Source organism: Actinoplanes sp. NPDC051411, from assembly GCF_040682075.1.
Lineage (GTDB): Bacteria > Actinomycetota > Actinomycetes > Mycobacteriales > Micromonosporaceae > Actinoplanes.
Map to the genome: position 1 here is coordinate 43,934 of NZ_JBFBAD010000053.1, position 26,329 is coordinate 70,262.

The window sequence follows — 26,329 nt, forward strand, 5'->3', positions numbered from 1 at the left end:
GCCGGCCACGACTGGATGTTGATGCATCTCGATTGGTTTGCCAGGCTGGCCGGGTGAGAACACAACTCAGACGTACGCTCGTCGCCTCCGGCGCGATCCTGGCCGTCGCGTTCGTGCCGGCCGTGACCACCGCCGGGGCCGCCACCGCGGCACCGGCCGCTCCACACTCGAACCGCCCGGCGACGGCGACCGCCGCGCCGGGCAACTACGACGCGCGCCACGACCCGGCGATCGCCGGGCTGCTCGACACCAAGGCCGCGATGCTGGCCGCCAAGCCGACGACCGCGGTCAGCGGCATGCGGGCCGCGCTCGGTGAGCAGGGCATCGTCGACATCGACCCGCTGACCGGCACGCCACGGCAGGTGGCCCGGCTCGACGGCTTCCTCACCGGACCGTCGAAGGCTCCGGCCGTGCAGGTCGCCCGGGCGTACCTCAAGGCGCACGCCGATCTGTTCGGCGTCGATCCGGCGACGCTGAAGCTGAGCCGCGACTACGTCGATGTCGCCGGCACCCACCACCTGAGCTTCCTGCAGCACGTCGGTTCGGTGCCGGTGTTCGGCAACGGCATCCGGGCCGACGTGGCCCGGAACGGCGCTCTGATCCAGATGACCGGGTCGCCGGTCCGGCAGATGCCGGCCGGTCTGGCCGGGGCCCGGCTGACCGGCGCCCAGGCGCTCGACACGGCCCGCCGCGACGCGCGGGAGACCCGGCCGACCCCCGGCGACAAGGCCGAACTGGTCGCCTTCCCGACCGTGGGCGGGCTGCGCCTGGGCTATCAGACGCTCACCATGCAGGCCGGATATCTGCATGTCGTCGACGCGCAGAGCGGCCGCGTCCTCTACCGGCAGAATCTCACCGACAACGAGGCCGGACCGGACGCGACGGTCTGGGACAACTATCCCGGTGCGCCGGCCGGCGGCCGGCAACGGCGGGTCTCGCTCGGCAAATGGCTTTCGCCGTACGCGAAGACCCTGAGCGGCACCTCGTCGCACGTGTTCTCCGACCTGAACGACAACGACGCCGCCGACCGGGGCGAGGAGGTCGGGCCGAGCTCACCCGGTCAGTTCGTCTACCCGCTGAAGCAGTTCACCGGTGACCTGTGCTCGGCGAGCTATCAGTGCACGTGGGATCCGTTCCAGCCGTTCTCCTGGCAGGCGAACCGGGCGATGGACGCGACCCAGCTGCTCTACTTCACGTCGGTCTACCACGATCACCTGCTGGCCGCGCCGATCGGGTTCACCCGGGCGGCCGGCAACTTCGAGACCCGCGACGGCGACCCGGTCGAGGTCAACGACCTGGACGGGGCGAACACCGACAACGGTTTCCCGGACGGCGCCCACGTCGACAACGCCAACATGTCGACCCCGCCCGACGGCACCTCGCCGACGATGCAGATGTATCTCCAGCCCGCCCCGAACACGCCGACACTGGCCGACCCGTACGTGCCGTCCGACGTCGGCAACGAGGCCTCCTCGGTCTATCACGAATACACGCACGGGCTGTCCAACCGCCTGGTCGTCGACGCGGCCGGGGTGTCCACACTCAACGGTCCGCAGTCGGGCGCCATGGGTGAGGCGTGGAGCGACTGGTACGCCTACGACTACCTGCAGGACGTCGGCCTGGAGAAGGACACCCGCAAGCCGGGCGAGCTGGTGATCTTCGAGTACTCGACGGCGGGGGCGAACACCATCCGCACCCAGCCGCTGGACTGCCCGGTCGGTGCCTCGGCCACGGTCTGTCCCGGCACGCCGACCGCGGGACCGGGCGGATACACGTACGGGGACTTCGGCAAGATCTCGCGGCGCGGGGCCGAGGTGCACGCCGACGGTGAGATCTGGGCGGAGACGCTGTGGGATCTGCGTACGGCTCTCGGCAGCAAGCTCGCCGAATCGCTGGTGACCCGGGCGATGGAGCTCTCCCCCGCCGATCCGTCCTATCTGGACATGCGCAACTCGATCCTGATGGCCGACCGCGTCGTGGCCGGCGGCCGGGACCAGCACGACATCTGGAAGGTCTTCGCCCACCGCGGCATGGGCTTCTTCGCCGCCACCGCCGACGGCTCGGACACCGCGCCGGTCGAGGACTTCGCACTGCCGCCGGCTCCGGGTGCGCCCAAGGGCTCGATCGCCGGCACCGTCACCAACCGGGACACCGGGCAGCCGGCGGCCGGGGTCGCGGTCACCTTCGGCGGCCACAGCTCCGGGTTCGCCGGCTCGTACGCCGCGGTCACCGACGCCTCCGGCCACTACCGGATCAGCGACATCTTCACCGGCACCTATCCGAAGGTCGCGGCCAGCGGCGCCGGGTTCGAACGCCAGGTCAAGACGATCACGGTGACCCGGAAGCCGGCCACGGTCGACTGGGCCGTCCGCCGCGACTGGGCGGCGTCCCAGGCTGGCGCCCAGATCGTCGACTTCAACGGCGAGGACAGCAGCGGGTTCGGTTGCGGTCCCGCCCAGGCGATCGACATGTCGCAGGGCACTGGCTGGAGCTCCGACGCCGTCCTCACCGGCGGTACGGCGATCGAGCCTCGGTTCCTCACCGTGCAACTGCCGGCGGCGGTCAACCTGACGTCGGTCGAGGTCAACCCGTCCGGCAACTGCGGCGACGACCCGAGCGCCTCCACCGGCGACTACCGGGTGGAGACCTCGCCCGACGGCACCGCGTGGACCGTGGCCGCGACCGGACACTTCGCTCCGGCCGACCGCGACCGGATGAACGCGGTGCCGCTGACCGCCGGCACGGCCGGCGTGCGGTTCGTCCGCTACACGATGCTCGGCACCCAGGTCGCCGACGAGGGCGGCACCTGCCCGAGCGACCTCAGCGGCTGCGGCTTCGTCGACACCGTCGAGGTGGGGGTGTACGGAGCGGCCTGATCCATCGCCGCCCGCGGCGGCCGCGACGGTTCAGCCCGTGCTGTTCGCGGTCGCCGCGGCGGAGTTCAGGTGCTGCCCCGCAGCACCTCCAGCGCCACGACGAGGGCGGTCTCGCGGCGGACCGCCTCGTCGACGTCCTCGAAGTGCATGGCGGCGCTCTGCAGCGCGGCCATGGCGGCGACCGCACGGGTGCGGCCGAGCACGGTCGGCGCGGGCCCGGCGAGGACGTCGATCAGGCGGTGGTGTGATTCCTTGACCTCGCGGCCGACCGGGAGGTTGACGACCTCGGTGTAGTTCTGCCGGATCAACTTCGTCAGGTCACCGCCCCAGTGGGCCTGCAGCGCGGCGAAGTCGCGCAGGAGTTTCTCCCGCGCGGCGAGGGTCGCCCCCTGCTCGTCACACTCGTCGAGCAGCCGGTGGACGCCGTCCATGTAGTCGCGGAGGATGCCGGAGACGATGTCTTCCTTGGTCTTGTAGTGGAAGTAGAGGGCGGCCTTGGTGACGCCGAGCTCCTCGGCGATCTCCCGCAGCGAGGTGTTCGCGTAGCCCCGGTCGGCGAACAGGCGCAGCGCCACAGTCAGAATCCGCGCACGGGTGTCCGTGCGCCGGCTGTCTCCGGTCTCGCTCACGCGTGCCATGTGTGATGCCTCCCACCGCCATCATAGATAGCTTGACGCCCGGCTAGTAGATACCCCTATTGTTTTTACCTAGCCGGTCGATTAGTTAGTTCACGCTCCGGCAACCAGGAAAGACCGGCAGCCACACACGAGAGGCCCCAACCGTGCAGGAAACCTCAGCGCCACCCAGGGCGGCCGAGCCGGCTGGACTGGGCTTCAGCCACCGGCAGATCTTGGTCACCATGAGCGGCCTGGTGATCGCCATGCTGCTCGCCATGCTCGACAACATGATCGTCGCCCCCGCGCTGCCGACCATCGTCGGCGACCTCGGTGGCCTCACCCACCTGTCCTGGGTGACCACGGGCTACATCCTGGCGACCACCGTCGCCACCCCGATCTGGGGCAAGCTCGGCGACCTGTACGGCCGGCGGATCACGTTCCTGGCCGCGATCGTGCTGTTCCTGGTCGGCTCCGCGCTCTGCGGCATGGCCCAGAACATGCCCGAGCTGATCGGCTTCCGCGCCGTGCAGGGCCTCGGGGCCGGCGGCCTGATCGTCGGCGTGCTGTCGATCATCGGCGTGATGATCCCGCCCCGCGACCGCAGCAAGTACCAGGGCGTCATGATGGCGGTCATGCCGGTCGCCATGATCGGCGGCCCGCTGATCGGCGGCGCCATCACCGACCACCTGTCGTGGCGCTGGGCGTTCTACGTCAACCTGCCGCTCGGCATCGCCGCGCTGATCGTCTGCTCGATCACCCTGCAGCGGCTGCCCCGCGGCACCGGCCGCGCGCGCATCGACTGGACCGGCACCGGCCTGCTCGCCGTCTGGATCACCTCGCTGATCCTGATCACCACCTGGGGCGGCACGCAGTACGACTGGTTCTCCCCGCAGATCATCGGCCTCGCCGTGCTCACCGTCGCCGCCCTGGTCGCGTTCATCGCGGTCGAGCGCCGCGTGGCCGAGCCCGTCATGCCGCTGCGGGTCTTCAAGAGCCGTAACTTCAGCCTGGCCGGCGGCATCGCCTTCGTCTCGGGCTTCGCGATGTTCGGCGCCGTCGGCTACCTGCCCCAGTTCCAGCAGTTCGTCCAGGGTTCCTCGGCCACCAACAGCGGCCTGCTGCTGATGCCGATGATGATCGCCGTCATGGTGGTCAGCCTCGGGGTCGGCCAGGTGATCAGCCGGACCGGCCGCTACCGCGTCTTCCCGATCGTCGGCGGCGTGATCGTGGCGGGCGGCATGCTGCTGTTCAGCACGGTCGGCCTCGGCACCTCGACCACCACCACCGCGCTCTACATGGTGGTGCTCGGCGCCGGCATGGGCTGCATCATGCAGACCAGCACGCTGATCGCGCAGAACAGCCTCGAGATGCGCGACATGGGCGCCGGCACCGGCGTGTCGACGTTCCTGCGGAACATGGGCAGCTCGCTCGGCGTCTCGATCCTCGGCTCGGTCTACACCCAGCAGCTCACCAGCACGCTGGGCGCCGCCGGCGGCGGCAAGGGCACCGCCTCGGTCTCCTCGTTCACCCCGGCGGCGCTGCGGGCCATGCCCGAGGCCGTGCAGCACCTGTTCAAGCAGGCGGTCACCAACGGCATCACCCACCTGTTCCTCTGGGGCAGCGTCGTCGCCGTCGCCGGCTTCGTCGTCGCGCTCTTCATCCAGCACGTTCCGCTGCGCGGCGGCAAGCCCGCCGCCGGTGCCGCCCCGGCCGAGGCGGCGGTGGCCGGCACCGTCACGGCGGCCGACGTCGCCGTCGAGCAGCCGGTCGGCTGACCCTTCGGGCGGCGCCGCCGGGCCACGACCGGCGCCGCACCCCGGAGCTATCACACCAGCGTCAGGGCGGGAGGGCGGATTGCCATGTCGATGTACCACGGCACCCTCCAGACCGGCCGCTACGAACTGGCGCGCGGACGGCGTACGGAAATCGGGGTTTCGCCCGACGTCGAAGCCGGCGCCGACCCGACCTCCGGCGTTTCCCAAGACGGCGAAGCCGGCGCCGGCCGGGCCGCGCCGAAACGGTGGGGGCGCCGGGCGGCGGTCGTGGCCGTCCTGGGAATCCTCGCCGCCGAACTCGTCATCGGATGGCCGGCGCTGACGTCCGCCCTGGCCCACCTCAGCCGGCCCCGGCCCGGATGGCTCGCCGCCGGGGTCGTGGCCGAGATCGCCGCGATGGGCGCCTACGCCCGCATGCAACGGCGGCTGCTGCGCTCCGCGGGCGTGCGGGTGCCGATCCGCCGGCACATCGCGCTCGCCTATGCGGCCCACTCGCTGAGCGCCACCCTGCCCGGCGGCCCCGCGTTCTCCACCCGCTTCAACTACCAGCAGATGCGGCGATTCGGCGCCACGCCCGCCGTCGCGTCCTGGTGCATCGCGCTTTCCGGCATCCTGTCCGCGGCCGGACTCGCCGTCATCACCGCGGGCGGCGCCCTCTCCGCGAGCAGCGTTCCCGACTGGCGGACCTTCGCCGAACTGGCCGCCGCGCTCCTGCTGCTGACCATCGGGACCCGCTACCTCGCCGACCACCCACAGAAACTCGAACGCGCAGCCCGCGTCGTGCTCGCCGGCCTCAACCGGGTGCGCCGCCGGCCCGCGGACCACGACGCCGACCGGGCCGTCGACCGGGTGCGCGGCTTCGTCGCCCAACTCCGGGCGGCCAGTCTGACGCCCGGGCACGCCACCGCCGCCGCCACCCACGCCGTGCTCAACTGGCTGTTCGACGCCGCTTGCCTCTGGATGTGCTTCCAGGCCGTGAACGGCACCTCGGTGCGGGCCACCCAGGTGCTGCTGGCCTTCTGCGCCGGCATGGCCGCCGGCACGATCACTATCGTCCCGGGCGGCCTCGGCATCATCGACGGCGCCCTGATCCTCGGTCTGGTGGCCGGCGGCGCCGGCACCGCCGCCGCGATATCCGCCGTCGTCCTCTATCGACTGATCAGCTTCGGCTTCGTGATCGGCACGGGCTGGATAACCTGGCTCGTCATCCGCCGGCGCCGCTGAGATCCCCCGTTAACGCTCAGCAGATCACCGGCCTCGCCGAACGGCAGGTGGGGGCATCTTTCGACGGATGCTGTTGACGATGCCGGGAGAACGACATGAGCCGCCTCAACGACGTGCGGGTCAGCACCAAAATCATCCTGGCGGTGGCCGTGGTAGCGGTGGTCGCCATGGGCACGGCCGGGGTCGCGTGGGCCCGGCTCGGCTCCCTGGACGTGCGGGTGCAGAACCTGAAGTCGGAAAACATCACCCGGCTCGACGCGCTGGTCAACCTGCAGAACGGCATGGCGGACATGTATCGCGCGCTCTTCCTCTATCAGGGCGCCCAGTCGGCCACCGACAAGACCCAGGACGAGAAACTCACCAAGGACGGCCAGGCCGCGGTCGACACGGCCGGCACCCTGTACGTCTCGGCGCCCGACTCGTCGGCCGTCTGGCAGGCCCAGACCAAGGCGTTCGGCGCCGCCTGGGCCCAATACAAGGCGCTGGTCAACTTCTTGCTGTTCCGCGAGGCTCCGCCCGCCGGGGTCACAGTGCCCACCTCCCAGGCCGACCAGTACGCCTTGTGGAGCAGCGCCGAGAACACGATGAACACCGCCGTCGACAAACTGATGGCCCTCGAACGCTCCCAGGCCGCGCAGAACAGCACCAGCGCTCACCAGGAGGCCACGAGCGCCCGCCGGCTGATCATCATCGTGGTGCTGGCCGGGGTGCTCCTCTCGGCCGGGCTGGCGCTGCTGATCGGCCGCGGCATCTCCCGGCGCCTGGAGGGTGTCCGGGACGTGCTCGACGCCGTCGCCGACGGTGACCTGACCGGCCACGCCGCGGCCACCGGCCGGGACGAGGTCGGCAAGATGGCGGCCGCGGTCAACCGGGCCACCGCCTCGATCCGGCACACCGTGGCGGCGCTCGCCGACTCCTCCCGTACGCTCGCCGCGTCCTCGCGCCAGTTGTCGGAGTCGGCGGAGGCGATCGCCAGCAACGCCCACGAGACCTCGACCCAGACCGGGCTGCTCGCGACCGCCTCCGAGGACGTGTCCCGCAGCGTGCGGACGGTTGCGGCCGGCACCGAGGAGATGGGTTCGGCGATCCGCGAGATCTCCCAGTCCGCCAACGACGCGGCCGGCGTCGCCTCGCAGGCCGTCACCGAGGCCGCCGTCACCAACGCGAGCGTCGCCAAACTCGGCGAGTCCTCGGCCGAGATCGGCAACGTGGTCCGCGTCATCACCGCGATCGCCGAGCAGACCAACCTGCTCGCCCTCAACGCCACCATCGAGGCGGCCCGGGCCGGCGAATCCGGCAAGGGCTTCGCCGTGGTGGCGAGCGAGGTCAAGGATCTGGCCCAGGAGACCGCGAAGGCGACCGGCGACATCTCCCAGCGGGTCGAGGCCATCCAGGCCGACACCGATGGTGCCGTGGCCGCGATCGGCCGGATCTCCGCGATCATCGCGCAGATCAACGACTACCAGACGACCATCGCCTCGGCGGTCGAGGAGCAGACCGCGACCACCAACGAGATGAGCCGGTCGATCGGTGAGGCCTCCGCCGGATCGACCAGCATCACCGACAACATCGCCAACGTCGCCAACGCGGCCCGCACCACGACGACGACGGTCGCCGAGACCCAGCACTCGGCCCAGGAACTGGCCCGGATGTCGGCCGAACTCCAGTCCGTCGTGGCCAACTTCCGGGTCTAGGAGACCCGTTCCGGCTCGAGCTGAAACGTCACCCGCGACGCAGAATCTCGGCGGCGCCGGTCATCGCCCGCATCTTGCCGGTCGCCGACTCCCACGGCAGATATTTCATCCCGCAGTCCGTGGCGATCACCACTTTCTCGGGCGCGACGTGCGGCAGCGCGCGGCGTACGCGTTCGACGACGGTGTCGACGGACTCGACGGCCGGGTCGGACAGGTCGATGACGCCCAGCATGATGGTCTTGCCGTTGAGGTGTTTCAGCACCGACGTGTCGAGGTTGGACTGGGCGGTCTCGATCGAGATCTGGTCGCACGCGCAGTCGGCGAGCTCCGGAAGGAACGAATATCCGGACGGGCGCTCGTGAATGATCGCGGCATAGCCGAAGCACAGATGCACCGCCGTGGTGCCGACCACGCCGGCCAGCGCGCGGTTGAGCGCCTTCACGCCGTACGCGCGAGCCGGCTCCGGCCGGGCCTGAAGGTAGGGCTCGTCCAGCTGGACGATGTCCGCCCCGGCCGCGAAGAGGTCACGCACCTCGGCGTTGACCGCCTCGGCATAGGCGTACGCGAGGGTCTCCGGATCGCCGTAGTAGTCGTCCTGCGCCTGCTGCGACATGGTGAACGGGCCCGGCACCGTGACCTTGACGGTGCGGTCGGTGTGTTCGCGAAGAAAGCGGACATCGGCCACCTGCACCGGCCGCGGCCGGCTGACCGCGCCGACCACCCGGGGCACCGGGTTCGGATGTCCGCTGCGGTCCAGCGCCTCGCCCGGATTGTCGAGATCGAGCCCGATCAGGGCGGTCGCGAAGTGATTCGAGTAGCTTTCGCGCCGGATCTCCCCGTCGGTCAGAATGTCCAGGCCGGCATCGGCCTGCTCCCGGATCGCGAGCAGCGTGGCGTCGTCCTGCGCGCGGGCCAGGAACTCCGGCGCGGGCCGCCAGAGTTCCGCCGCCCGCACGCGCGGCGGAAACCGGCCGGCCAGGCGGGCCCGGTCGATCAGCCACTCGGGTTGCGGAAAGCTGCCCACGAGCGTGGTCGGGAACAGTGGAAGTGCCGGCATGAGACATCCCCCTCAGGGTGCTGGAACCCCCAGTATCACCGTCCGGGCGCCCTCGCGGAGCGCCCGGACGGCCCGAACCGGCCTCAGCAGCTGTAGGACTGGGACGCGGCTCCGATGGCGCCGTACAGCGCCGGGTCGAACGTGAACGTACGGTCCCAGTGGTAGACCGGCGGCGGGTTGCCGTCACTCATGCCCGGGCTGTCCAGCGGGCCGACGGTCAGCAGACGGGTGCCGGACACCGTGGAAAGGTTGAAGGTGGCGTGCCACACATCGTGCGTGTGTGTCTGGAACGTGAGCGTGTCGGCGCTGAAGTCACCCGTCCCGTCGGAGTTCAGGGTGAGCCTTCCGTTGGTCTGCTGGCAGTCCCCCGCGCGCAGCGTCCCCCAGGTGAACCCTCTCGACAGGGCCGGTGCCAGCGCCGCGTGTTGCGCGCCCCCGGACGAGCCGTCGGCGAGCGCCGGCGCGGCCGAGGCGGCGACGGCCAGGAGGCCTACGGCGATTCCGACGGACGCGTGGCCAAGGAATTTCGGAGCGTTCATTGCTTCCCCTCAGGTCGGGATTTGTCGAACCGCGAGAACGTTGACATCCCGGCCTGAAGCGGCACTGATACGTCGCTGAAACGACGCCACGTCAAGCCCTCGCGCGGCGCCGGCCGCTGGGCTCCGCACGGTCGGCGGCCCTACGGCCTCGACTACGCGTAGACGCAGGTCATCCGCGGCCGCCCCCGGCGTCCAGGTATCGGAGCACCGCGAGAACCCGCCGGTTCGCGTCGTCAGCGGGCGGGAGGCCGAGTTTGCTGAAGATGCGGTTGATGTACTTGTTGACCGCGCGCTCGGTGATGACGAGTTCCGCGGCGATCGCGGAGTTGGACAACCCGCGCGCCATCGAACCGAGCACCTGATGCTCCCGTGGGGTCAGCACCTTGCGCACCTCGGCCCGCCCCAGACGGCTGAGCAGCCCGCTGACCACCTCCGGATCCAGCACGGTGCCACCGGCCGCGACGGTGTGCAGCGCGGCGAGGAATTCCGCCACGTCGCTGACCCGGTCCTTGAGCAGATAGCCGATCCCGCCACCGGCGTCGGCCAGCAGTTCCCGTACGTAAGCCTGCTCGATGTACTGCGACAGGATGAGGATCGGCATGCCGGGCCGGCGCCGGCGTGCCTCGATCGCCGCGCGCAGGCCCTCGTCCCGGTACGCCGGCGGCAGCCGGATGTCGACGATCGCGAGGTCCGGGCGTTCCCGGTCCAGGGCGGCCAGGAGCTGGTCGGCGTCCTCGACCGCCGCGACCACCGTGCAGTCGAGCTCGCTCAGAACTCGTTGCAGCCCTTCCCGCAACAGCAACAGGTCTTCGGCGATCACGATGCGCATGGCAGCTCCGCGCGCAGTAGGGTCGGTCCGCCTACCGGGCTGGACAACGACATGACACCGTCGAAGGCGGCCACCCGGCGCCGGACGCCGGCCAGGCCGGTGCCGCATCGTTCGTCAGCGCCGCCACGGCCGTCGTCCCACACCTCGATCCGTACGCGGTCCCCGTCGCCCCGCACGGCGACCCCGGCCCGGTCCGCTCCACTGTGCTTGGTGATGTTGGTGAGCGCCTCGGCGACGACGAAGTACACCGCGGACTCGAGCGCCACCGGCAGCCGGTCGGCGACGTCGACCGCGACCGTGATCGCGTGCGGGCCCGGAGCGGCGTGTTCGGCGAGTGATTCGATGGCGCCGTCCAGGCCCCGGTCGGCCAGGATCGGCGGATATACCCCGCGTACGAGTTCTCGCAGCTCACGCAGCGCCTCGCGGACCTGGGTCCGTGAGTGCCCGAGCAGCTGCCGGGTTTCGGCCGGCACCTCCTGGAGTTTGAAGTCGAGCAGCCCGAGGAGCATGCTGAGCGACACCATCCGGGCCTGCGCACCGTCGTGCAGGTCGCGTTCGATCCGGCGCAACTCGGCGGCCTGCACCTCCAGCGCGCCGGACCGCGACTCGGTGAGCACCGCGATCCGGCGGGTGAGGCGGCCGCGCCGCCGCCCGCTGGTGAGCAGCAGGTTGACCCCGGCGTGCCAGCGCGGCAACCCGTGGCTGCAGGCGGCCGCGACGAGCACGGCGAGCAGGCCGAACGCCGCGACGACGAACGCGTTGCGGTCGCTGCCGATCACCACGACCAGCCCGGGCACCGGGTGTTCCGCCACCAGCCGCCACCACAGCGGCGCGCCGACCGTAGCCAGCGCGAGCGCCCACATCAGCGCACTGAGCACCAGCACCCCGGGACCGAGCATCGCCTGACAGAGCAGCCACGGCATCGCCTTCCCCGGAGCGGAAACCGGTTCGCCGGGACCGAGCACGAGCGTGTCGGTCCGGCGCTGGGCCGCGACGAGGGCTTCGACCGCGGGCCTCCGGTCGCGGCGCAGGACGACCAGAAACGGTGAGCGCAGCACGAGGAGCAGCGCCCGCACCCCGGTCAGACCGTTGGCGGCGATCAGCCTCAGGTCCTGGCGTATCACTGGCCCGTCTCCCCTGCTCGTGGCGCGGCCGGCACGGCGTCTGACGCTACCGGTGTGACGTCGAGAGAGTTCGATAGACCGTATCAGCGAGGTCGGGCAGGGAGCCGCCGTCGACGCTGCTGTTGACCGCGACCGCGATGAGCAACCCGCTGCGCGGGAAGTAGAGGTGCAGCACCCGGAACCCGAGTGTGCCGCCCTGATAGGCCCAGGTGACTCCGGTCGCCGGGTCGGTCTTCTGCGCGATGCCGAGCCCGTAGCCGAACGGGTCGCCGGCCGTCACGACCCTGATCGGCCGGCTGGTGGTGACCGAGATCAGCGACTCCAGCTCGCGTTGTTGCGCCGGCGGCAACGCCTTGCCCTGGTAGAGCGCCCGGTCCCAGGTGGTCATGTCCTTCAGCGAGCTCACCAGGCCGCCCGCGCCCTGCGCCCAGGACAGGGCGAGCGGCGGAACCGGCCGGCCCACCAGCGCGGGCAGGCCCTCCTGCAGGGAGTAGCCCGACGGCAGACGCGACGCGACGTGCGCCGGGCAGGTCTCGGGAGCGAAGCAGGTGTCGCGCAGACCGAGCGGGCGCAGGATGCGCTCGGTGACCTGGTGGAAGTAGCTGTCGTGGGTCGCGCGCTCGATGACCAGCTGCGCGAGCAGGAAGTTGGTGTTCGAGTACGCGTACGTCGGCGGCCCGGGCGGCGAATTCTTCACGTACCCGATCAGTTGTGTGGCCGTGGCCGTGCGACGCGGGGCGGCCTGAATGTCCGCCCCGAACGCGGCCGCACCGGTGTAGTCGGGAATGCCACTGGTCATCGACAGCAGCTGCTTGATGGAGACGTCGCGCCAGGCCGGATATTCCGGTAACCATTTGCCCAGACGGTCGTGAATGGACAGTCGCCGGTCAGCCTCCAGCCGCAGCATCACCACCGAGGTGAACGCCTTGGTATTGCTGCCGATCTGCCACAACGCGTCGTCCGAGACCGCGGTGTGGCCGCCGTATCCGGTGGTGCCGGCGCTGATCGCGAGGCCGGGACGCGAATCGGGATATGTCACCCGGACCGAAAGAGCGGAGAAATGCTCCTCCGCTCCGTGCGCGCCGAGATATCCCGTGAGGTCGGCTCGTAGCGCTTGGACGACCGTCGGCGCGCCGTTCGCGGTGGCCGCCGTCGGGGCCACGATCGCAGCCGTCGAGACGAGCAACGCCACCGCGCTCTTCGCGGCTCGGCCGGCTCGCTTGCGCGGAAGATTGCGCATGCTCACATCATCCTGTCATCGGGAAACGGAAGTGATGACGAGGCTATGGGGCATCGGCGCAGGCCGAAATCCAGTCAGCGCCCCACCTTGTTGACATGCTGGCATCCCTTGACCGCGACACCGGTGCGCTCCGGAAACCCAGTCCGGAAACCACTTCGGACGGTGGCGGAATACCGGCCGACATCGACGAGGCGACCCGGCACCACATGCTCGTCGTCAACCCACCGGAACACGGCCGGCTCCGCCGGGCGGTCCAGGCCGCCTTCACCCCCGGCGCCATCAAGGCACTCGCGCCCGCCGTGCGGGCCATCACCGACCGGCTGCTCGACGACTTCGTCCGGCCGGGCCGCCACGAGGTGATGGCCGAGCTGGCGTTTCCCCTGCCGATCGCGGTCATCTCGGAGATGCTGGGAGTGCCGGTGGCGGACCGGGACGCCTTCGCGCAGTGGTCGCACATCATGGTGGACGGGGCGGCCCGCCGGGACGAGCTTCCGGCGGCACAGGCCAACCTGATCGCGTACATCCGATCGCTTCTCGCGGCGAAGCGCGAGAAACCCGCCGGAGATCTGGTCTCCCTGCTCGTCGAAGACGGCCGGCTCTCCGACAACGAAATGGTCTCCACCGTCTACCTGCTTCTGCTCGCCGGCCACGACACCACGGCCGGCCTGATCGGCAACGGCGCGTACCGCATGCTCGCGAACCCCGAACTCTGGCAACTGCTGAGGGACCAGCCGGCCCGGATACCCGCGGCCATCGCGGAGATGCTGAGGTACGACAGCCCGGTCCAGTTGAGCACCCACCGCGTCGCCACCGAGGACGTCACCTACGGCGGCCGGACCATCCCCGCCGGGTCGACCGTGCTGATCTCGATCCTGTCGGCGAACCGCGACGGCCGGCGCTTCGACGCCCCGGACACCTTCGACACCACCCGGCAAGGCTCGTCGCACCTCGCGTTCGGGCGGGGCATCCACCACTGCCTCGGCGCGCCGCTGGCCCGCCTGGAGGCCCGCATTCTGTTCGAGAGCCTGCTGACCCGCTGCCCCGGACTCAAGCTGCGGGCCGGCTTCAGCCCGCGGTGGAGACCCAGCATCCTGATGCACTCGCTCGCCGAGCTTCCGGTGATCATCTAGGCGGCCGGAAAGGCACGGGGGTGCCTTTCCGGCCGGGTACGCGCTGGGACTACAGGTCAGTCGCTGATCAGGTCGAACTGCTGGCCCTGGCCGATCGTGGTGCTGGCGGCCACGAGAGGCGAGCCGCCGGCGGTGACGATCCGGTTGTTCGCGTGCGCCCGGAGGCTCACGCTGCCGTCGGTGTTCGCGATCAGGTCGAAGGATTCCCACGGTCCGACCGCGGTGCGGTTCGCGATCAGTGGGGCCGCGCCCGCGTTGTCGGCGGTGACTATCTGGTTGTTCGCGTGGGCGCGGAAGCTCACGCTGCCGTCACTGTTGCCGGTCATGTCGAACGTTTCCCACGGGCCGACCGCGCCGCGGTTGGCGATCAGTGGCGCGGCGCCGGCGTTGTCCGCGGTCACGATCTGGTTGTTCGCGTGCGCGCGGAGGCTCACCGGCACGGTGTCGCGGACCACGTCGAACTTCTCCGCGGTGCCGACGGTGGTGCTGGCCGCGATCAGCGGCGAGTTGCCGGAGTTGGCGGCGGTGACGATCTTGCCGTTGGCGTGGGCGCGGAGGCTCACGGTGCCGTCGGCGTTGTTGATCAGGTCGAAGGTCTCCCACGGCCCGGCCGCGCCGCGGTTGGCGATCAGTGGTGCGGCGCCCGCGTTGTCGGCGGTCACGACGTTGCCGTTGGCGTGGGCGCGCAGGCTGACCGTGCCGCCGGGGCTGGCGAACAGGTCGAAGGTCTGATTCTTGCCGATCGAGGTCGCGTCCGCGATCAGTGCGCTCGCGCCGTTGTTGGCCGCGTCCACGTACTTGTTGTTGGCGTGCGCGCGCAGGCTGACCACCGACTCCGTGGTCGGGAACAGGGCGGTGTTGCCGCTGTAGCCGGCGGTCGCGAGCGAGGCCTGTACGGCGTTCTCGGTCGCGTCCGTCGGGAATCCGGCGGTGACCGCACCCTCGAAGAACTCGCCGATGTCACCGTTGCTGTTGTCGCCGCCGGTGCCGAGCAGGATCGACGGCTGCACCTTCATCGGGTTGTAGCCGTTGGGCAACGCCCCGGAGTAGGTGGTGTTCAGGCCGCCGGTGGTGGCGTCGCCGACTTTCAAGGTGAAGTTGGTGGTGCCGTTGTTCTTCTCCCAGGCGCTGACGAACGGCAGGTGCGTGCCGGTGTAGCCGGGGTTGTTCGGGCCGGCCGCGCTGAGATACATGCCGTTCTCCAGGTCGGCCGCCACCCACGGGCCGTTGCCGGTGCAGCCGCCGGTCCAGCACGCCTGACCCCAGTAGATCGCGTTCATCGTGGCGTCGCCGTCGTCGTTGCCGTCGTTCTCCCCCGACCCGTAGTCGAAGCAGCAGACGCCGTTCACCGCGTTCGACGAGGTGACCATGTAGATGCCCTCGGGCTGGGAACCGGTGGGCACGTTCTTCGCGTTCGAGATGCGGTAGCCGGTGCCGGGGGTGACCAGCACGCCGTACGCGGTCTGCCCGCCGACGGTGACCGGCAGCGACATGGCGTTGGCGCCGACGTCCGAGCCGTTCGGGCCCGGGCCGGCGAAGGTGCCGCCGGGTGAGATCGGCAGATCGTTGTGGTTGGCCGTCTGGTCGAAGATCGTGGTGATCGTGCAGGTGGTGCCGGCGCAGAAGGACACCTGGGGCGCGGCGTTCGCGACTCCGCCGGCGGCGCGCACGCCGATGTTCAGGAAGGCGCTGTCGGAGGAGCGCTGGATCCGGTACAGCGGACCGTTGTAGGAGGCGAACAGCGCCCGGGTGGTGCTGTGCGCCGTCACGCACGGCGTGCCACCCGCCGCGTACAGGTCGCAGGGCAGGGATCCGGTCGCGGCGTTCGCGGTGGCCGCGGGGAGAGCGGCGGCGACGACCAGCAGGCAAGCGGCGGCGAGCTGTGCCCACCGCCGCCTTGACGGTGCCAGATTCATGGGAACCTCGTTTCCGCACCACGCCGAATGGGGGCAGCGTCGTGCGACGTAGGGGTTGGTGATGACGCGGTCGGTCTGCATCGCGGTGGTGGGGTGGACCGCGGCGCCGATTCACTGGGGATTAGTTCAGTTTCTGAACTATGGGGTGAACCGAGCGTAAGACCACTCGCCAGACGTGGCAAGACGATCGATGGGATTCGCTGGAGGGACGCCGCCACCGCGGCGAGCAGCATGATCCCGGCGCGGGCCGGCGCGACGGTGTGGAGGCCGCCGACGAACGGTCGGCGCGGGAAAAGTCCGGAAGGGGCGTAGTCTGGCCACTGTCGCTCCACACTTCGGCGGCCTCAGCCCGTCATCGCGGGCTCCGCCCTTCTCCGAGAGCAGACAATGACCATCTCCAAGGCGGTTGTCATCGCCGTTCTTCGCGAACGCGGCCAGAACGCCCGGGCCGACTTCGTCGACCGTGAGCTGCCCGAGCTCATCGACACCTCCCGGCATGGCGGACTGCTCGCCATGCTCCACCTCGATCTCGCCGAACTGGCTGAAGCCGACTCCCCCTGACGGGTCACCGGGATCGCGGCTCGGCTCCGGCGCCCCGGACCTCGACGATCTGGTCGAGCGGCAGCCGCGGGCTGTGCGGGACGACGGCGGGACCGGCGTTCCGGCCCAGACGCACAACCAGGTAGGGATCGCCCCGGTCGCCGAGCGTCCGCCGGAGGGCGTCCCGCGCCGCGGGCCGCTGGACCGGCGCGCTGAGGGGCAGCACCGAGACGTGCATTTCCGTCGCGACCAGCCAGGCCGCCGATAGCGCCTCACCGGCGCGCAACCAGTCGACCCGCTCGTCGCCGGGTCCGTGCAGCACGATGAACGTCGCCGCCCGTTCGTGTCGGGTCTCACCGGCCCCCGGGCCCCGGCCGGCCCACCGCGCCAGTTCCTCGTACCACTGCGCTTCCAGTGGTCCCAGCTCGGCGGCGGGCGGTGACGCCAGCAGAAGCCTCAGGATCTCGTCCGGCCGCAGCACGTGCAGGCGGCTCCCCTCGGCCTCCACGGCCGCGGTGAACGACTCCAGGTCGCGGGGACCGAGGGGTTCGCCGGTGACCGGCCGGGGATCGGTGTGCCGCAGCCGCACGTTCTGGGCCGCCTGGACGGCGCGCCGGCCGATCCGGGCGACCGCGTCGATGTGCAGTCGCGCCAGATGGCGCGGGTCGGCGGCGTCGGGCAGCCGGGTCACGGTGGCGCGCCAGCCCAGAGCGGCCAGGGCCAGCCGGGCATGCTGCAACGCCGCCCCGCATCCGACCGCGGCGATCCGGTCGCCGGGGCCCCCGGCGCCGGTCATCCGGCTCGAGTCGATGAACAGGTCCAGGCCGTCGTCGTCCAATCGCCACCGCCACGGCTGGGCGTTGTCGGCGGACGGCGCATAGCGGGCCGCGGAGACCGCGCGGTGCAGCGCCTCGGTGATGGAACGCGTGCTGATCGGGCGGGCGACGGGCACGTAGGGCCGGGAGTCGGTCGGCATCGTCATCGGTCCTGTCGTCGGGCCCAGGCTGAGCGCGGGTCCCCGGAACGCCAGGAGGGACGAGGTCCATCGAGGACGGGTGGAAGGTTGACGAGGGCCCTCGGTGCGGGTCCGGGTCGTACGCGGATCCTCAGGGTACGCCGCGTCGCTGTGGCCAGGGTATAGGCGCGTATGCCGCGATTCGGGGCCGGCGTATGGTCACGTCCGGTGACGACAGCCTCAGGCCCCGCACTGCCGGGCGAGGCGCGCCGCCGCCCGCACCGCGGTCGAGTGCCCCGGCCGGACGGCGGTGACGTCCAGCCGGTCCAGCGGGACACCGGCCAGCCACAGGTCACCGGCCAGGTCGAGCAGTTTGTGCCGGGCGGGCTCGTCCGGGGACCGGACCGGGTTGGCATATCCGTCCGGCCCGATGATGACGACGCTGCCGGAGTTCAGACCCCGGCCGAGGCCGGCCCGGCGTGCCGGCGCTATCTCCTCGGTCAGCACACAGGTGCGCGCCCAGGCGATCTCGTCGGCGTACTCGCCGGGAAGCCTCGCGCGCACCGTGAGCGCCCCCGGCCACCGGTCCCCCAGGTCATAGGTGCAGCACCATCGCCCGCTGCCCGGCCGGATCACGATGCTCGCCGGCCCTTCCCGGACGACGATCCCGGTCGAGAGCGTCGAGAGCAGCGGGCCCGGGTCCGTGTCGAGGGCCACCGTTCCGGCATCGGCGATCGCGTCGGCGAACTCCTTCGCGCTGCCGTCGAGGGCGGGCACCTCCGGAGCGGTCAGTTCGACGATCGCGTCGCTGACGGCGGCACCGGCGAACGCGCTCATCAGGTGCTCGACCGTGGCGATCCGGCCGAGCGTGGTGGCGCGGAAGGTGCCGGTCACGTTGCCGGGATGCGCTCGCACCGACTCACCCCGGCACCGGAAGACGATGTGTTCGTCGTTCGGGTGCAGCCACATGGTCACCGGTGACCCGGAATGCAGCCCGCGGCCGGAGAACCGGAGGGAGCGGGCGATCGTGCGGCGGACCGTCACGGCCCGCGCCGTTCCAGGCGCCGCACCCGCTGGAGGAGGTCGGCCAGCCGGGGCAGCAGCGCGTTGATGCGCCCGGCCTGGGCGAACGGCCGGGCCGGCTGCCCCCAGTACGTCCCCGGCTCCCGCAGGTCGGCGAACGCGATGCCGCCGGCTCCCACGCTCACGTCGTCGGCGATCCGCACGTGGTCGATCACGCCGGCCCGGCCGGCCAGCCGCACCCGGTCGCCGATGCGGGCGCTGCCGCCGATGCCGGCCTGCCCGGCGACCACGCAGTCCTCGCCGAGGTGAACGTTGTGCCCGACATGGACCAGATTGTCAATCTTGGTGCCGGCGCCGACGCTCGTCACCCCGACGGTGGCCCGGTCGATGGTGGTGCCGGCCCCGATCTCGACATCGTCGGCCACGACCACGGTGCCGACCTGCGGGACCTTGCGATACTTCCCGGCGACCGGCAGGAAGCCGAACCCGTCCGCCCCGAGCACGGCACCGGCATGGATGATGCACCTCCGGCCGACGCGCACCTCCCGGTAGAGCGTGACGCGGGGGTGGACGACGGTGTCCTCGCCGACGACGCAGCCGGCTCCGACATAGCAGAAGGCGAAGAGCTGCACCCCGGCCGCGATCCGGGCGCCGGGCTCGACGACCACGAACGGGCCGATCCGTACGCTGGGGTCGATGTCGGCGGAATCGTCCACGACCGCCGTCGGATGCCGTCCCGGTGGCAGCGACGGCGGGCGATGATATTGCTCGAGGATGCGGTTGAAGGCCAGCCGCGGATGCGCCGCGACCAGGTGTGGCCGGTCGCCCGCCGGCAGGTCGGGCGGCACGATCACGGCCCCCACGCCGGCCGACCGGTCCAGGTGCCTGCGGCGCTCGCAGAACGCGATCCCGGCCGGATCATCCGCGTCGAAATCCACCGGCCGGTGGACGACGAGACCCGCGCCACCTCGCGCCTCGGCACCGGTGAGCTCCGCGAGTTGCGGCAGGGTCCAGCTCATGGCGCGTCCGGGACGAACGAGGTCGGCGCGAACGCGGCCAGTCCGCGCCGGCTCGGCGCTCGCAGGAAGGCGCCGATGCGGTCGGCCGCCGCGTCCGGGTGATCGGCCGCGTCCTCGCCGGCCGCCAGCGCCGCGAGGGCGCGGGTGACCCGGTGCTGATCGTCGGCGCCGAGGCCCCGGCGCCGCATCCCCACGATGTTGGCCCGGCGGTGGGTCGCGGGATTGCCGTCCGCCAGGGCCATCGGGAGGATGTCCCGCGTCGCCTTGGCCAGTGCGCCGAGCATGGCGAGCTCACCGATGCGGACCCACTGGTGGACCCCGGCCATCCCACCGATCGTGGCGTCGTCGCCGACCGTCACGTGCCCCGCCAGACCCGCTCCGTGGCTGATCACCACCCCGCGGCCGACCCGGCAGTCGTGGGAGACGTGGCTGTTGGCCATCACCAGGCAGTCGGCACCCACCACGGTGCTGCCGCCCTCGGTGCCGCGGTGCACGGTCACGCCCTCCCGGAGCACGGTTCCCGGGCCGATCTCGGTCGTTCCGCCGGCCTCCGGCCGGAAATTCCTGATCTGCGGGTCGGCGCCGATCACCGCGTGCGGGAAGACGAGGACGCCCCGGCCCAGCCGGGCGGAGCCACAGATCACCGCCATCGGGCCCACCTGCACCCCTTCGTCGAGGTAGGCCCCGGCCTCCACGACGGCGCCGTGCCCGACCGAGACGCCGGCACCCAGGTGCGCCTCGGCACTGATCGCCGCGGTGGCGGCGATGCCACTGACCAGTCCGGCCACCCTCATGCCGATCCGCCTCCTGTCCTCTCGGGCCGGAGTAGTAGACAACGAACGGCTTTCAAGTCTTCTCTCACCGATCCATCACCGGATGACCTCGCGGGAGCCGAGGCGGACCCGGCGCCCCACCTCGGCGCGGAGCCGGACGAACTCGGGCTGCTCCCGGGTCGCGATCTGGTCGCCGCGGACCGGCAGGCGCACCGGCAGGTCGGCCACGACGCTGCCCGGCGCCGGCCCGAGCACTACCACGCGGTCGCCCACATAGACGCTCTCGTCGATGTCGTGGGTGACGAACAGGATCGTCATGTCGGTGCCGCGGACGTCCAGCAGCAGGTCCTCCAGGTCCTCCCGGGTCTGCGCGTCCACGGAACCGAACGGCTCGTCCATCAGCAGCAACGACGGCTGGTAGGCGAGCGCCCGGGCGATCGACACCCGCTGCTGCATGCCGCCGGAGAGCTGCCACGGGTATTTGCGGGCGACGGCGGCGAGGCCGACCGCCTCGAGGGCCGCCGTCGCGTCGGCCCGCCGCTGGGCCCGGCCGCGGCCGCGGCGCCGCAACGGCAGCGCCACGTTGTCCTGAACCGTGAGCCAGGGCAGCAGGGAGCGGCTGTATTCCTGGAAGACCACGGCGAGGTCGTCCGGCACGCCGGCCACCGGGCGGCCGTCGATGAACAGGCTTCCCTCGGTCGGCCGGACCAGCCCGGCCACGCAGCGCAGCAGGGTCGACTTGCCGCAGCCGGACGGGCCGACGATGCTGACGAGCTCGCCGCGCGCGATCCGAAGGTCGACCGCGTCCAGCGCCACGTGGCCGTCGTAGGCATGGCCGAGACCGGCGATCTCGAGCATCGCGGTCATCAGCGCTCGCTTTCATAGGCCGCGGAGGCCTCCGCCACGACCGGGACGACCACCAGGAAGGGCCCGTCCGCGGCGAGCGCGTCCGCGAGCGCCGGCGCCAGGCCGGCCGCCGCCGACACCCGGGTGCCCGGGCAGCCCAGCCCGGCGGCCACGGTCACGAAGTCGATGCCGGTCAGCTCCGTGCCGACCGGTTCCGGCGTGCCCAGGCGCCGGCCGAGCTGCCGGACCGCGGTGTAGCCGCCGTTGTCGAGCACCACGAAGGTCACGGCGGCCCGGTACCGCGCCGCCGTCCACAGGGCCTGGATCGAATACATGCTGGAGCCGTCGCCGATCACGCAGACCACCCGCTCGCCCGAGCCGGCCAAGGCCCGTCCGACGGCGAGCGGCAGCCCCCACCCCAGCGCGCCGCTGCCGGTGGTGAGGAAGCCACCGGGCCGGGTGATCGGCAGCCGGGCGTGGAACTCGTCGCGGTGACTCGGGGCCTCCTCCACGACGACGGCGCCGGCCGGCAGCAGCGACCGCAGCGTCTCGATCACCAGGGCGGCCCCGATCGGATCCGCCGGCGATGCCGGCGGCGGAACCGCGCGGGGCGGCGGATCCGGCCGGTCCCGCTTCTCCACCAGCTCCAGCAGTCCCTTCAGCCCACTTCGGACGGTGGTGAGCACGCTGGTGCCGACCGGTGCCCAGGCCGCCTGCAGCGGATCGCAGTCGAGGTGGAACAGCCGGGTGCCGGCCGGCAGGAAAGGACCCGGCGTGTGCACGTGGTATTTGAAGAAGGACCCGCCGAACGCGACCACGACGTCGTGACCGTCGAGCCGGCGGGCGATCTGGTCACGCACCGGCGGCAGGAACCCGCTGAACAGACGGTGGTCCTCGGGGAAGCCGGACCGCGCCGACAGCGGCGTCAGCCAGACCGACGCCGACGTGCGCTCGGCCAGCTCGACCGCGAACTCCTGGGCGTCGTCCTCGTCGACGCCGGCGCCGATGACCAGCGCCGGGCGACGGGCGCCGTTGAGCGCGTCGGCCACCTCCCGGAGGTCGTCCGGGTCGGCGCGGTAATCCCCGCGGACCTCCCGGACGGCCACCGGCTCGGCCGGATGGTCCCAGTCGTCCTCCGGCACGGACACGAACACCGGCCCGCGCGGCGGCGCCATGGCCATCCGGAAGGCCTCGGCTATCGCCGGCGGCACGTCCTCCGGGCGGTCCGGCTGGGCGCTCCATTTCACGTACGGCCGGGGGAAGCTCGCCGGCTCGTCGGCCGCCAGGAACGGGCGGGTCGGCAGCATCGCCCGGGTCTGCTGACCGGCGATGATCAGCAACGGGACCCGGTCGCGGTACGCGTTGAAGACGGCGCCCAGCGCGTGCCCCACCCCGCCGGCCGAGTGCAGGTTGACCACCGCGGCCCGCCCGGTGCCGATCGCGTAACCGGCGGCGGTCGCGACGGCCACCGACTCCTGCAGCCCCAGCACGTACGTCAGACCGGCCGGCCAGTCCCGGAGCATCCGCAGTTCCGTGGAGCCCGGGTTGCCGAAGACCTTGTCCACACCGCACCGGCGCAGGAAGTCGAAGACGGCCTCGCGGACCGTGAACCGTTCCATCATGAAGCTCCTCTCTCGGCCCGATACGAACGCAGGACCCGTCGTTCCAGCACCAGCAGCAGTGTGTTGAGCAGATAGCCGAGGATCCCGAGCAGGACGATGGCCGACCACACGGTCGGCAGGTCGGATCGGCTCTGCGCGTCGGTCAGCTCGAAGCCGATGCCGTCGGCGGTGCCCGGCAGCAACTCGGAGAACACCATGAGGATCAGGGCGAGCGAGAGGCTGAGGCGGAGACCGGCGAAGATCTTGGGCAGCGCGGACGGAACGATGATGCGCACCAGCCGATCGGCGGCGGACAGCCGGAACACCCGCGCGGTGGCGATCTGGAGTGGATCGACCGAGCCGGCCCCGTCCGCGGTGTTGAGCAGGATCGGCCAGACGGCGCTGACCGCGATCGACACGATCTGCATCGGCGTGCCGAGGTGCATCAGCACGACGAAGACCGGCACCAGCGTCGGCGGCGGGACGGCCCGGCCAAACTGCAGCAGCGGGTCGAGGTAGGCCCGGATCCGCTCGGAACGGCCCAGGGCGAGGCCGAGAGCCACCCCGGCGACCAGCGCCCCGGCCAGCCCGGCCGCCATCCGGCCGAGGCTCGGCAGCACGTTGGCGATCGCGTCGGCGGTCAGCCAGAGATGGGCGGCGGGGCCGGAGAACCAGAGGTCGTACATCCGGGCCACGATCCGCGACGGCGGCGGGAAGAACACGTCGGCCGCCCGGCGGGTGGCCAGCTCCCACACGGCGATCGCGACCACCAGCAGGAACCACCGCCGGACGAGTCCGAGCAGTCCGGCCGTCATGTGCGGTCCCGCCAGTGGAACAGGCGTCGCTCGCTACCGGCCAGCACGGCGTTGATGACCAGGCCGAGCGCGCCGGCCCAGACCATGCCCGCCAGCACGTCGGTGGTGCCGTCCGGCGCCTGCTGGGCCTGGGCGATGACGACGCCGAGCCCGTCGCCGAAGCCGGCCAGGATCTCGGTGCCGACCGCGAGGATCAGGCCGATCGCGGCCGCCAGTCGTATCCCGGTGGCGATGAACGGGGCGGCGGCCGGCAGCGAGACCCGCCACAGCACCGCGAGGCGGCCGAACCCGAAGACCCGCAGCGTTTCGCGCGGGACCGGATCGACGCCCTGCAGGCCGTACACGGCGTTGAAGAGCACCGGCCAGACCGAGGCGTACATCACCAGCGTGACCTCGGTGGCGAGGCCGGCGCCGAGGATGAGACTGACCAGCGGGATGAGCGCGACCGACGGGATGGGCCGCAGGAACTCCAGGACCGGCCGGACCGCGGTGCCGACCGCCGGAATGCTGCCGAGCAACAGGCCGACGGGCACACCGACGGCCACCGCGAGCGCCACGCCGGTCGCCCAGGCGCGGACGGTGACCGCCACCTCGCGCAGGAACTCCGGGTCGCCGCCGAGGCGTACCGCCCGGGTGAGCACGTCGAACGCGGTCGGCAGGAACTCCCGGGGCACGGCACCGGTCACGGCGAGGAGCTGACTGATCGCCACCACGACGACGAGGCCGGCCAGTCCTCGCAGCCCGCGGCCGGCGCGCGTCATGGCCGCCAGGTCACGCTCTGCGCGTCGATCGGTTTCTTCAACAGGCCCTGCTGGACCATCAGGTCGGAGAGCCGTTGCAGCCCGGCTGGGTCGACCGCGGTCGGGTACGCGGGGAGGTCAAGCTTCGCGGCGGTCGCCGCGTCGACCTTGGCATAGCCGGGCAGGACCCGCTCGACCTGCTTGCGATCGCCGGCCGCCAGCGCCTGCGCCTTCTGGATCGCCCGTTGGAAGGCGGCCGCGGTCTTCGGGTACCGGGTGACGAAGTCGTCGGTGGTGACATAGCCACTCACCGGCAGGCCGGCGTTCGGCGCGGCGCCGCCGTCGATCACCATGCGGGCCTTGAGCTTCTGCTGGATGACGGTGCCGAACGGCTCGGCGGTGTGCACCGCGTCGACATCGTGGTTCGCCAGGGCCTTGTCCATCAGCGGGAACTGCACCGCACGGTATTTGACGGTCGCCGGATCGACGTGGTTGGCCTTGAGGATCTCGTTGAACGTCAGCGACTGGACGTTGTTGAGGATGTTGACCGCCACGGTCTTGCCGGCGAGGTCCGACACCTGCCTGATCGGCGAATCGGGAAGCACCAGCAGTTGCATGAAGCCCGGTGCGACGGCCGCGGCGTCCGCAATGATCTTCAGCTTCAGCGTGCCCTGTTGATCGGCCTGAAGAAGCGTCACGTAGTTCGCGCCGGCGATGACGTCGACCTGCCCGTTCTTCGGCGCGGGCAGCGCGGCGAGGCTCTGCGCCACCGGCTCGATCTTGACGGTCAGCCCTTCGGCCGCGAAGAACTTCTGGTCCTGTGCGATGTGGACGGCGGCCGCGTCGAGCAGTGGCAGCGACGCCACCGTGATCGTCGACTTCTCCAGGGTGCCGGACCCGGTGGACTTCCCGCTGCTGCAGGCCCCGGCCAGGGAGGAGGCGAGCAGGAAGGTGACGGCCACCGCGGAAAGGCGATTTTGTCGCATAGTCGTTAGTCAATACCTAGCCGGGTGCGGGCACAAGACGATATTCACATCTCGGCGGCGAGGACCGCGGCCACCCGTCTCATCTCGGCATCATGGTCGGCTTTGGCCGCGGCGAAGGCCGCCGGATCCCGGGCGATCCGGGAGTTCTGGTCGGTGGTCTCGAAACCGTGCCAGATGTCGAGCAGGTGAGTGCGCTGTTTGCAGGCGACGTCGGCCGAGGCGGCGGCCGTCTCGGCCGGGGTGATGCGCGGGCTGTCGATGTCGAACTCGTTGCCCGCCACCGCCGGTGAGGCGTAGTGGCGACCGCTTTCGAGCATGCAGGCGGACCACTGCGCGAAGGCGGCGGTCACCGTGGGGTCGTGCAGCGAGTCGCGGAAGGACCCGCTGCCCAGGGCGCCTACCACGTCGGCCTCGCCGACCACGCCGTCCGGTGACAGCGCGGTGGAGGCCTCCCGGGTGCAGGTGCCGGTCAGCGCGGTGCGCATCGCCGGGGTCAGGGTGCCGAACCCGGGCGCCGGCGACGTACCGCCGAGGTTCGGGTTCACCAGGTGGTAGCCGTACCGGGCGGCGACCGCGGGGTCGGTCACGCCGTAGCGCCGCTTGTTGCCGTACCAGCCGAGGTCGGTGACGGTGGCGTCGTTGCCGGCCGGGATCTCCCGGCGGGCCGCGTCCGCGTCGAACGCGTAACCGAGCCGACGCATGCATCTGCCGGCCAGCAGCTCGCGGGCCAGATCGATCCGGCCGGTCTCCGGAAGCGTGAAGGCGTACGCGTCGGCGGGCAGCACGAAGTCCCCGTGGGTGTCCCGGGGCGGCGGCGCCGTGGCCGGCGGGTCCGCCGCGCAGCCGGCCAGGACCGCGGCCGCGACGGCGATGGTGAGAAGAACGGCGCGTTTCATCGGAGGCCTCCCTCGGTGGCCCGTCGGGTGGCGGGGGCGGGGGGCCGCCGCCCGCCCGGGGTAAATTGACGAAATTAGGTGGTAGGGGGGGGTGGGGTAGAGTGTTTTTAACAT

Annotated in this window: 23 protein-coding genes; 6 read left to right on the plus strand and 17 right to left on the minus strand. The window is 71.4% G+C overall.

All coding sequences use genetic code 11. From position 1 onward, the window contains the following. Window positions 1-53 precede the first annotated feature (53 nt). Entirely contained in the window at window positions 54-2,876 is a 2,823-nt protein-coding gene (locus AB0M88_RS27370; protein ID WP_364107057.1) for a M36 family metallopeptidase, read from the plus strand. A gap of 65 nt (window positions 2,877-2,941) precedes the next feature. On the opposite strand, the gene AB0M88_RS27375 is transcribed toward AB0M88_RS27370, so the two are convergent. Continuing rightward, window positions 2,942-3,505, minus strand: a complete 564-nt coding sequence (locus AB0M88_RS27375; RefSeq protein WP_364107059.1) for a helix-turn-helix domain-containing protein — start codon at window positions 3,503-3,505, stop codon at window positions 2,942-2,944. Between the two features lie 152 nt (window positions 3,506-3,657). Between AB0M88_RS27375 and AB0M88_RS27380 the strand changes: the two genes are divergently transcribed. From AB0M88_RS27380 to AB0M88_RS27390, 3 genes are all read left to right on the plus strand, one after another. Then, window positions 3,658-5,268 (plus strand): MDR family MFS transporter, encoded by a 1,611-nt coding sequence (locus tag AB0M88_RS27380; protein ID WP_364107061.1) that lies wholly within the window; start codon window positions 3,658-3,660, stop codon window positions 5,266-5,268. Window positions 5,269-5,352: 84 nt separating this feature from the next. Beyond that, window positions 5,353-6,492 (plus strand): YbhN family protein, encoded by a 1,140-nt coding sequence (locus tag AB0M88_RS27385; protein WP_364107063.1) that lies wholly within the window; start codon window positions 5,353-5,355, stop codon window positions 6,490-6,492. Between the two features lie 95 nt (window positions 6,493-6,587). After that, window positions 6,588-8,186, plus strand: coding sequence for a methyl-accepting chemotaxis protein (locus AB0M88_RS27390; RefSeq protein ID WP_364107065.1), 1,599 nt, complete (start codon window positions 6,588-6,590; stop codon window positions 8,184-8,186). Between the two features lie 28 nt (window positions 8,187-8,214). On the opposite strand, the gene AB0M88_RS27395 is transcribed toward AB0M88_RS27390, so the two are convergent. The 5 genes from AB0M88_RS27395 to AB0M88_RS27415 all read right to left on the minus strand — a co-directional run bounded on the left by AB0M88_RS27395 (window position 8,215) and on the right by AB0M88_RS27415 (window position 12,975). Then, a complete protein-coding gene (locus AB0M88_RS27395; protein ID WP_364107067.1) occupies window positions 8,215-9,243 on the minus strand; it encodes a uroporphyrinogen decarboxylase family protein in 1,029 nt (342 codons plus the stop codon). 83 nt (window positions 9,244-9,326) lie between these two features. Continuing rightward, window positions 9,327-9,782 carry a DUF6294 family protein gene (locus AB0M88_RS27400; RefSeq protein WP_364107069.1) on the minus strand — a complete coding sequence of 152 codons (456 nt, stop codon included), beginning with the start codon at window positions 9,780-9,782 and terminating at the stop codon, window positions 9,327-9,329. 169 nt (window positions 9,783-9,951) lie between these two features. Continuing rightward, window positions 9,952-10,611: a response regulator transcription factor gene (locus tag AB0M88_RS27405; protein WP_364107071.1), complete on the minus strand. Its 660-nt coding sequence runs from the start codon at window positions 10,609-10,611 to the stop codon at window positions 9,952-9,954. Further along, complete coding sequence (locus AB0M88_RS27410) at window positions 10,599-11,735, minus strand: histidine kinase (protein WP_364107073.1); 1,137 nt, start codon at window positions 11,733-11,735, stop codon at window positions 10,599-10,601. Before AB0M88_RS27410 ends, AB0M88_RS27405 begins: the two co-directional genes overlap by 13 nt. 46 nt (window positions 11,736-11,781) lie before the next feature. Further along, entirely contained in the window at window positions 11,782-12,975 is a 1,194-nt protein-coding gene (locus AB0M88_RS27415) for a serine hydrolase domain-containing protein (protein ID WP_364107075.1), read from the minus strand. A 95-nt stretch (window positions 12,976-13,070) separates the two neighbouring features. Here AB0M88_RS27415 and AB0M88_RS27420 point away from each other — a divergent pair, with 95 nt between their 5' ends. Then, window positions 13,071-14,105, plus strand: a complete 1,035-nt coding sequence (locus AB0M88_RS27420) for a cytochrome P450 (protein ID WP_364107077.1) — start codon at window positions 13,071-13,073, stop codon at window positions 14,103-14,105. 56 nt (window positions 14,106-14,161) lie between these two features. On the opposite strand, the gene AB0M88_RS27425 is transcribed toward AB0M88_RS27420, so the two are convergent. Further along, window positions 14,162-16,021, minus strand: coding sequence for an arabinofuranosidase catalytic domain-containing protein (locus AB0M88_RS27425; protein WP_364107079.1), 1,860 nt, complete (start codon window positions 16,019-16,021; stop codon window positions 14,162-14,164). Between the two features lie 387 nt (window positions 16,022-16,408). Between AB0M88_RS27425 and AB0M88_RS27430 the strand changes: the two genes are divergently transcribed. After that, the gene (locus AB0M88_RS27430; RefSeq protein WP_364107081.1) at window positions 16,409-16,582 is read left to right on the plus strand and encodes a hypothetical protein; all 174 of its coding nucleotides are present in this window, start codon (window positions 16,409-16,411) and stop codon (window positions 16,580-16,582) included. 4 nt (window positions 16,583-16,586) lie between these two features. Here AB0M88_RS27430 and AB0M88_RS27435 read toward each other — a convergent pair whose 3' ends face one another. From AB0M88_RS27435 to AB0M88_RS27480, 10 genes are all read right to left on the minus strand, one after another. Next, window positions 16,587-17,543, minus strand: coding sequence for a nitroreductase (locus AB0M88_RS27435; RefSeq protein ID WP_364107083.1), 957 nt, complete (start codon window positions 17,541-17,543; stop codon window positions 16,587-16,589). Between the two features lie 213 nt (window positions 17,544-17,756). Beyond that, the gene (locus AB0M88_RS27440) at window positions 17,757-18,560 is read right to left on the minus strand and encodes a UDP-3-O-acyl-N-acetylglucosamine deacetylase (RefSeq protein ID WP_364107085.1); all 804 of its coding nucleotides are present in this window, start codon (window positions 18,558-18,560) and stop codon (window positions 17,757-17,759) included. Then, a complete protein-coding gene (lpxD, locus tag AB0M88_RS27445) occupies window positions 18,557-19,558 on the minus strand; it encodes a UDP-3-O-(3-hydroxymyristoyl)glucosamine N-acyltransferase (protein ID WP_364107087.1) in 1,002 nt (333 codons plus the stop codon). Before lpxD ends, AB0M88_RS27440 begins: the two co-directional genes overlap by 4 nt. After that, window positions 19,555-20,352: an acyl-ACP--UDP-N-acetylglucosamine O-acyltransferase gene (gene lpxA, locus AB0M88_RS27450; RefSeq protein WP_364107089.1), complete on the minus strand. Its 798-nt coding sequence runs from the start codon at window positions 20,350-20,352 to the stop codon at window positions 19,555-19,557. Before lpxA ends, lpxD begins: the two co-directional genes overlap by 4 nt. A 75-nt stretch (window positions 20,353-20,427) precedes the next feature. Beyond that, window positions 20,428-21,198, minus strand: a complete 771-nt coding sequence (locus AB0M88_RS27455; protein WP_364107091.1) for an ABC transporter ATP-binding protein — start codon at window positions 21,196-21,198, stop codon at window positions 20,428-20,430. Then, window positions 21,198-22,799 carry a benzoylformate decarboxylase gene (gene mdlC / locus AB0M88_RS27460; RefSeq protein ID WP_364107093.1) on the minus strand — a complete coding sequence of 534 codons (1,602 nt, stop codon included), beginning with the start codon at window positions 22,797-22,799 and terminating at the stop codon, window positions 21,198-21,200. The genes AB0M88_RS27455 and mdlC overlap by 1 nt, the downstream gene beginning before the upstream one ends. Continuing rightward, window positions 22,796-23,593 (minus strand): ABC transporter permease subunit, encoded by a 798-nt coding sequence (locus AB0M88_RS27465; RefSeq protein WP_364107095.1) that lies wholly within the window; start codon window positions 23,591-23,593, stop codon window positions 22,796-22,798. Before AB0M88_RS27465 ends, mdlC begins: the two co-directional genes overlap by 4 nt. Further along, window positions 23,590-24,354, minus strand: coding sequence for an ABC transporter permease (locus AB0M88_RS27470; protein ID WP_364107097.1), 765 nt, complete (start codon window positions 24,352-24,354; stop codon window positions 23,590-23,592). The genes AB0M88_RS27465 and AB0M88_RS27470 overlap by 4 nt, the downstream gene beginning before the upstream one ends. Next, complete coding sequence (locus AB0M88_RS27475) at window positions 24,351-25,319, minus strand: ABC transporter substrate-binding protein (RefSeq protein ID WP_364107099.1); 969 nt, start codon at window positions 25,317-25,319, stop codon at window positions 24,351-24,353. Before AB0M88_RS27475 ends, AB0M88_RS27470 begins: the two co-directional genes overlap by 4 nt. 44 nt (window positions 25,320-25,363) lie before the next feature. After that, window positions 25,364-26,215: a hypothetical protein gene (locus AB0M88_RS27480; RefSeq protein ID WP_364107101.1), complete on the minus strand. Its 852-nt coding sequence runs from the start codon at window positions 26,213-26,215 to the stop codon at window positions 25,364-25,366. Between the last annotated feature and the right edge of the window lie 114 nt (window positions 26,216-26,329).

Bases quoted from the DNA above. Each gene is read 5' to 3' on its own strand.
- mdlC (WP_364107093.1), bottom strand. From the start codon at position 22,799: ATGATGGAACGGTTCACGGTCCGCGAGGCCGTCTTCGACTTCCTGCGC.
- AB0M88_RS27470 (WP_364107097.1), bottom strand. From the start codon at position 24,354: ATGACGCGCGCCGGCCGCGGGCTGCGAGGACTGGCCGGCCTCGTCGTC.
- AB0M88_RS27385 (WP_364107063.1), top strand. From the start codon at position 5,353: ATGTCGATGTACCACGGCACCCTCCAGACCGGCCGCTACGAACTGGCG.
- AB0M88_RS27435 (WP_364107083.1), bottom strand. From the start codon at position 17,543: ATGACGATGCCGACCGACTCCCGGCCCTACGTGCCCGTCGCCCGCCCG.
- AB0M88_RS27465 (WP_364107095.1), bottom strand. From the start codon at position 23,593: ATGACGGCCGGACTGCTCGGACTCGTCCGGCGGTGGTTCCTGCTGGTG.
- AB0M88_RS27475 (WP_364107099.1), bottom strand. From the start codon at position 25,319: ATGCGACAAAATCGCCTTTCCGCGGTGGCCGTCACCTTCCTGCTCGCC.
- lpxA (WP_364107089.1), bottom strand. From the start codon at position 20,352: ATGAGGGTGGCCGGACTGGTCAGTGGCATCGCCGCCACCGCGGCGATC.
- lpxD (WP_364107087.1), bottom strand. From the start codon at position 19,558: ATGAGCTGGACCCTGCCGCAACTCGCGGAGCTCACCGGTGCCGAGGCG.
- AB0M88_RS27480 (WP_364107101.1), bottom strand. From the start codon at position 26,215: ATGAAACGCGCCGTTCTTCTCACCATCGCCGTCGCGGCCGCGGTCCTG.
- AB0M88_RS27425 (WP_364107079.1), bottom strand. From the start codon at position 16,021: ATGAATCTGGCACCGTCAAGGCGGCGGTGGGCACAGCTCGCCGCCGCT.
- AB0M88_RS27395 (WP_364107067.1), bottom strand. From the start codon at position 9,243: ATGCCGGCACTTCCACTGTTCCCGACCACGCTCGTGGGCAGCTTTCCG.
- AB0M88_RS27430 (WP_364107081.1), top strand. From the start codon at position 16,409: ATGACCATCTCCAAGGCGGTTGTCATCGCCGTTCTTCGCGAACGCGGC.
- AB0M88_RS27390 (WP_364107065.1), top strand. From the start codon at position 6,588: ATGAGCCGCCTCAACGACGTGCGGGTCAGCACCAAAATCATCCTGGCG.
- AB0M88_RS27415 (WP_364107075.1), bottom strand. From the start codon at position 12,975: ATGCGCAATCTTCCGCGCAAGCGAGCCGGCCGAGCCGCGAAGAGCGCG.
- AB0M88_RS27405 (WP_364107071.1), bottom strand. From the start codon at position 10,611: ATGCGCATCGTGATCGCCGAAGACCTGTTGCTGTTGCGGGAAGGGCTG.
- AB0M88_RS27420 (WP_364107077.1), top strand. From the start codon at position 13,071: ATGCTGGCATCCCTTGACCGCGACACCGGTGCGCTCCGGAAACCCAGT.
- AB0M88_RS27400 (WP_364107069.1), bottom strand. From the start codon at position 9,782: ATGAACGCTCCGAAATTCCTTGGCCACGCGTCCGTCGGAATCGCCGTA.
- AB0M88_RS27455 (WP_364107091.1), bottom strand. From the start codon at position 21,198: ATGACCGCGATGCTCGAGATCGCCGGTCTCGGCCATGCCTACGACGGC.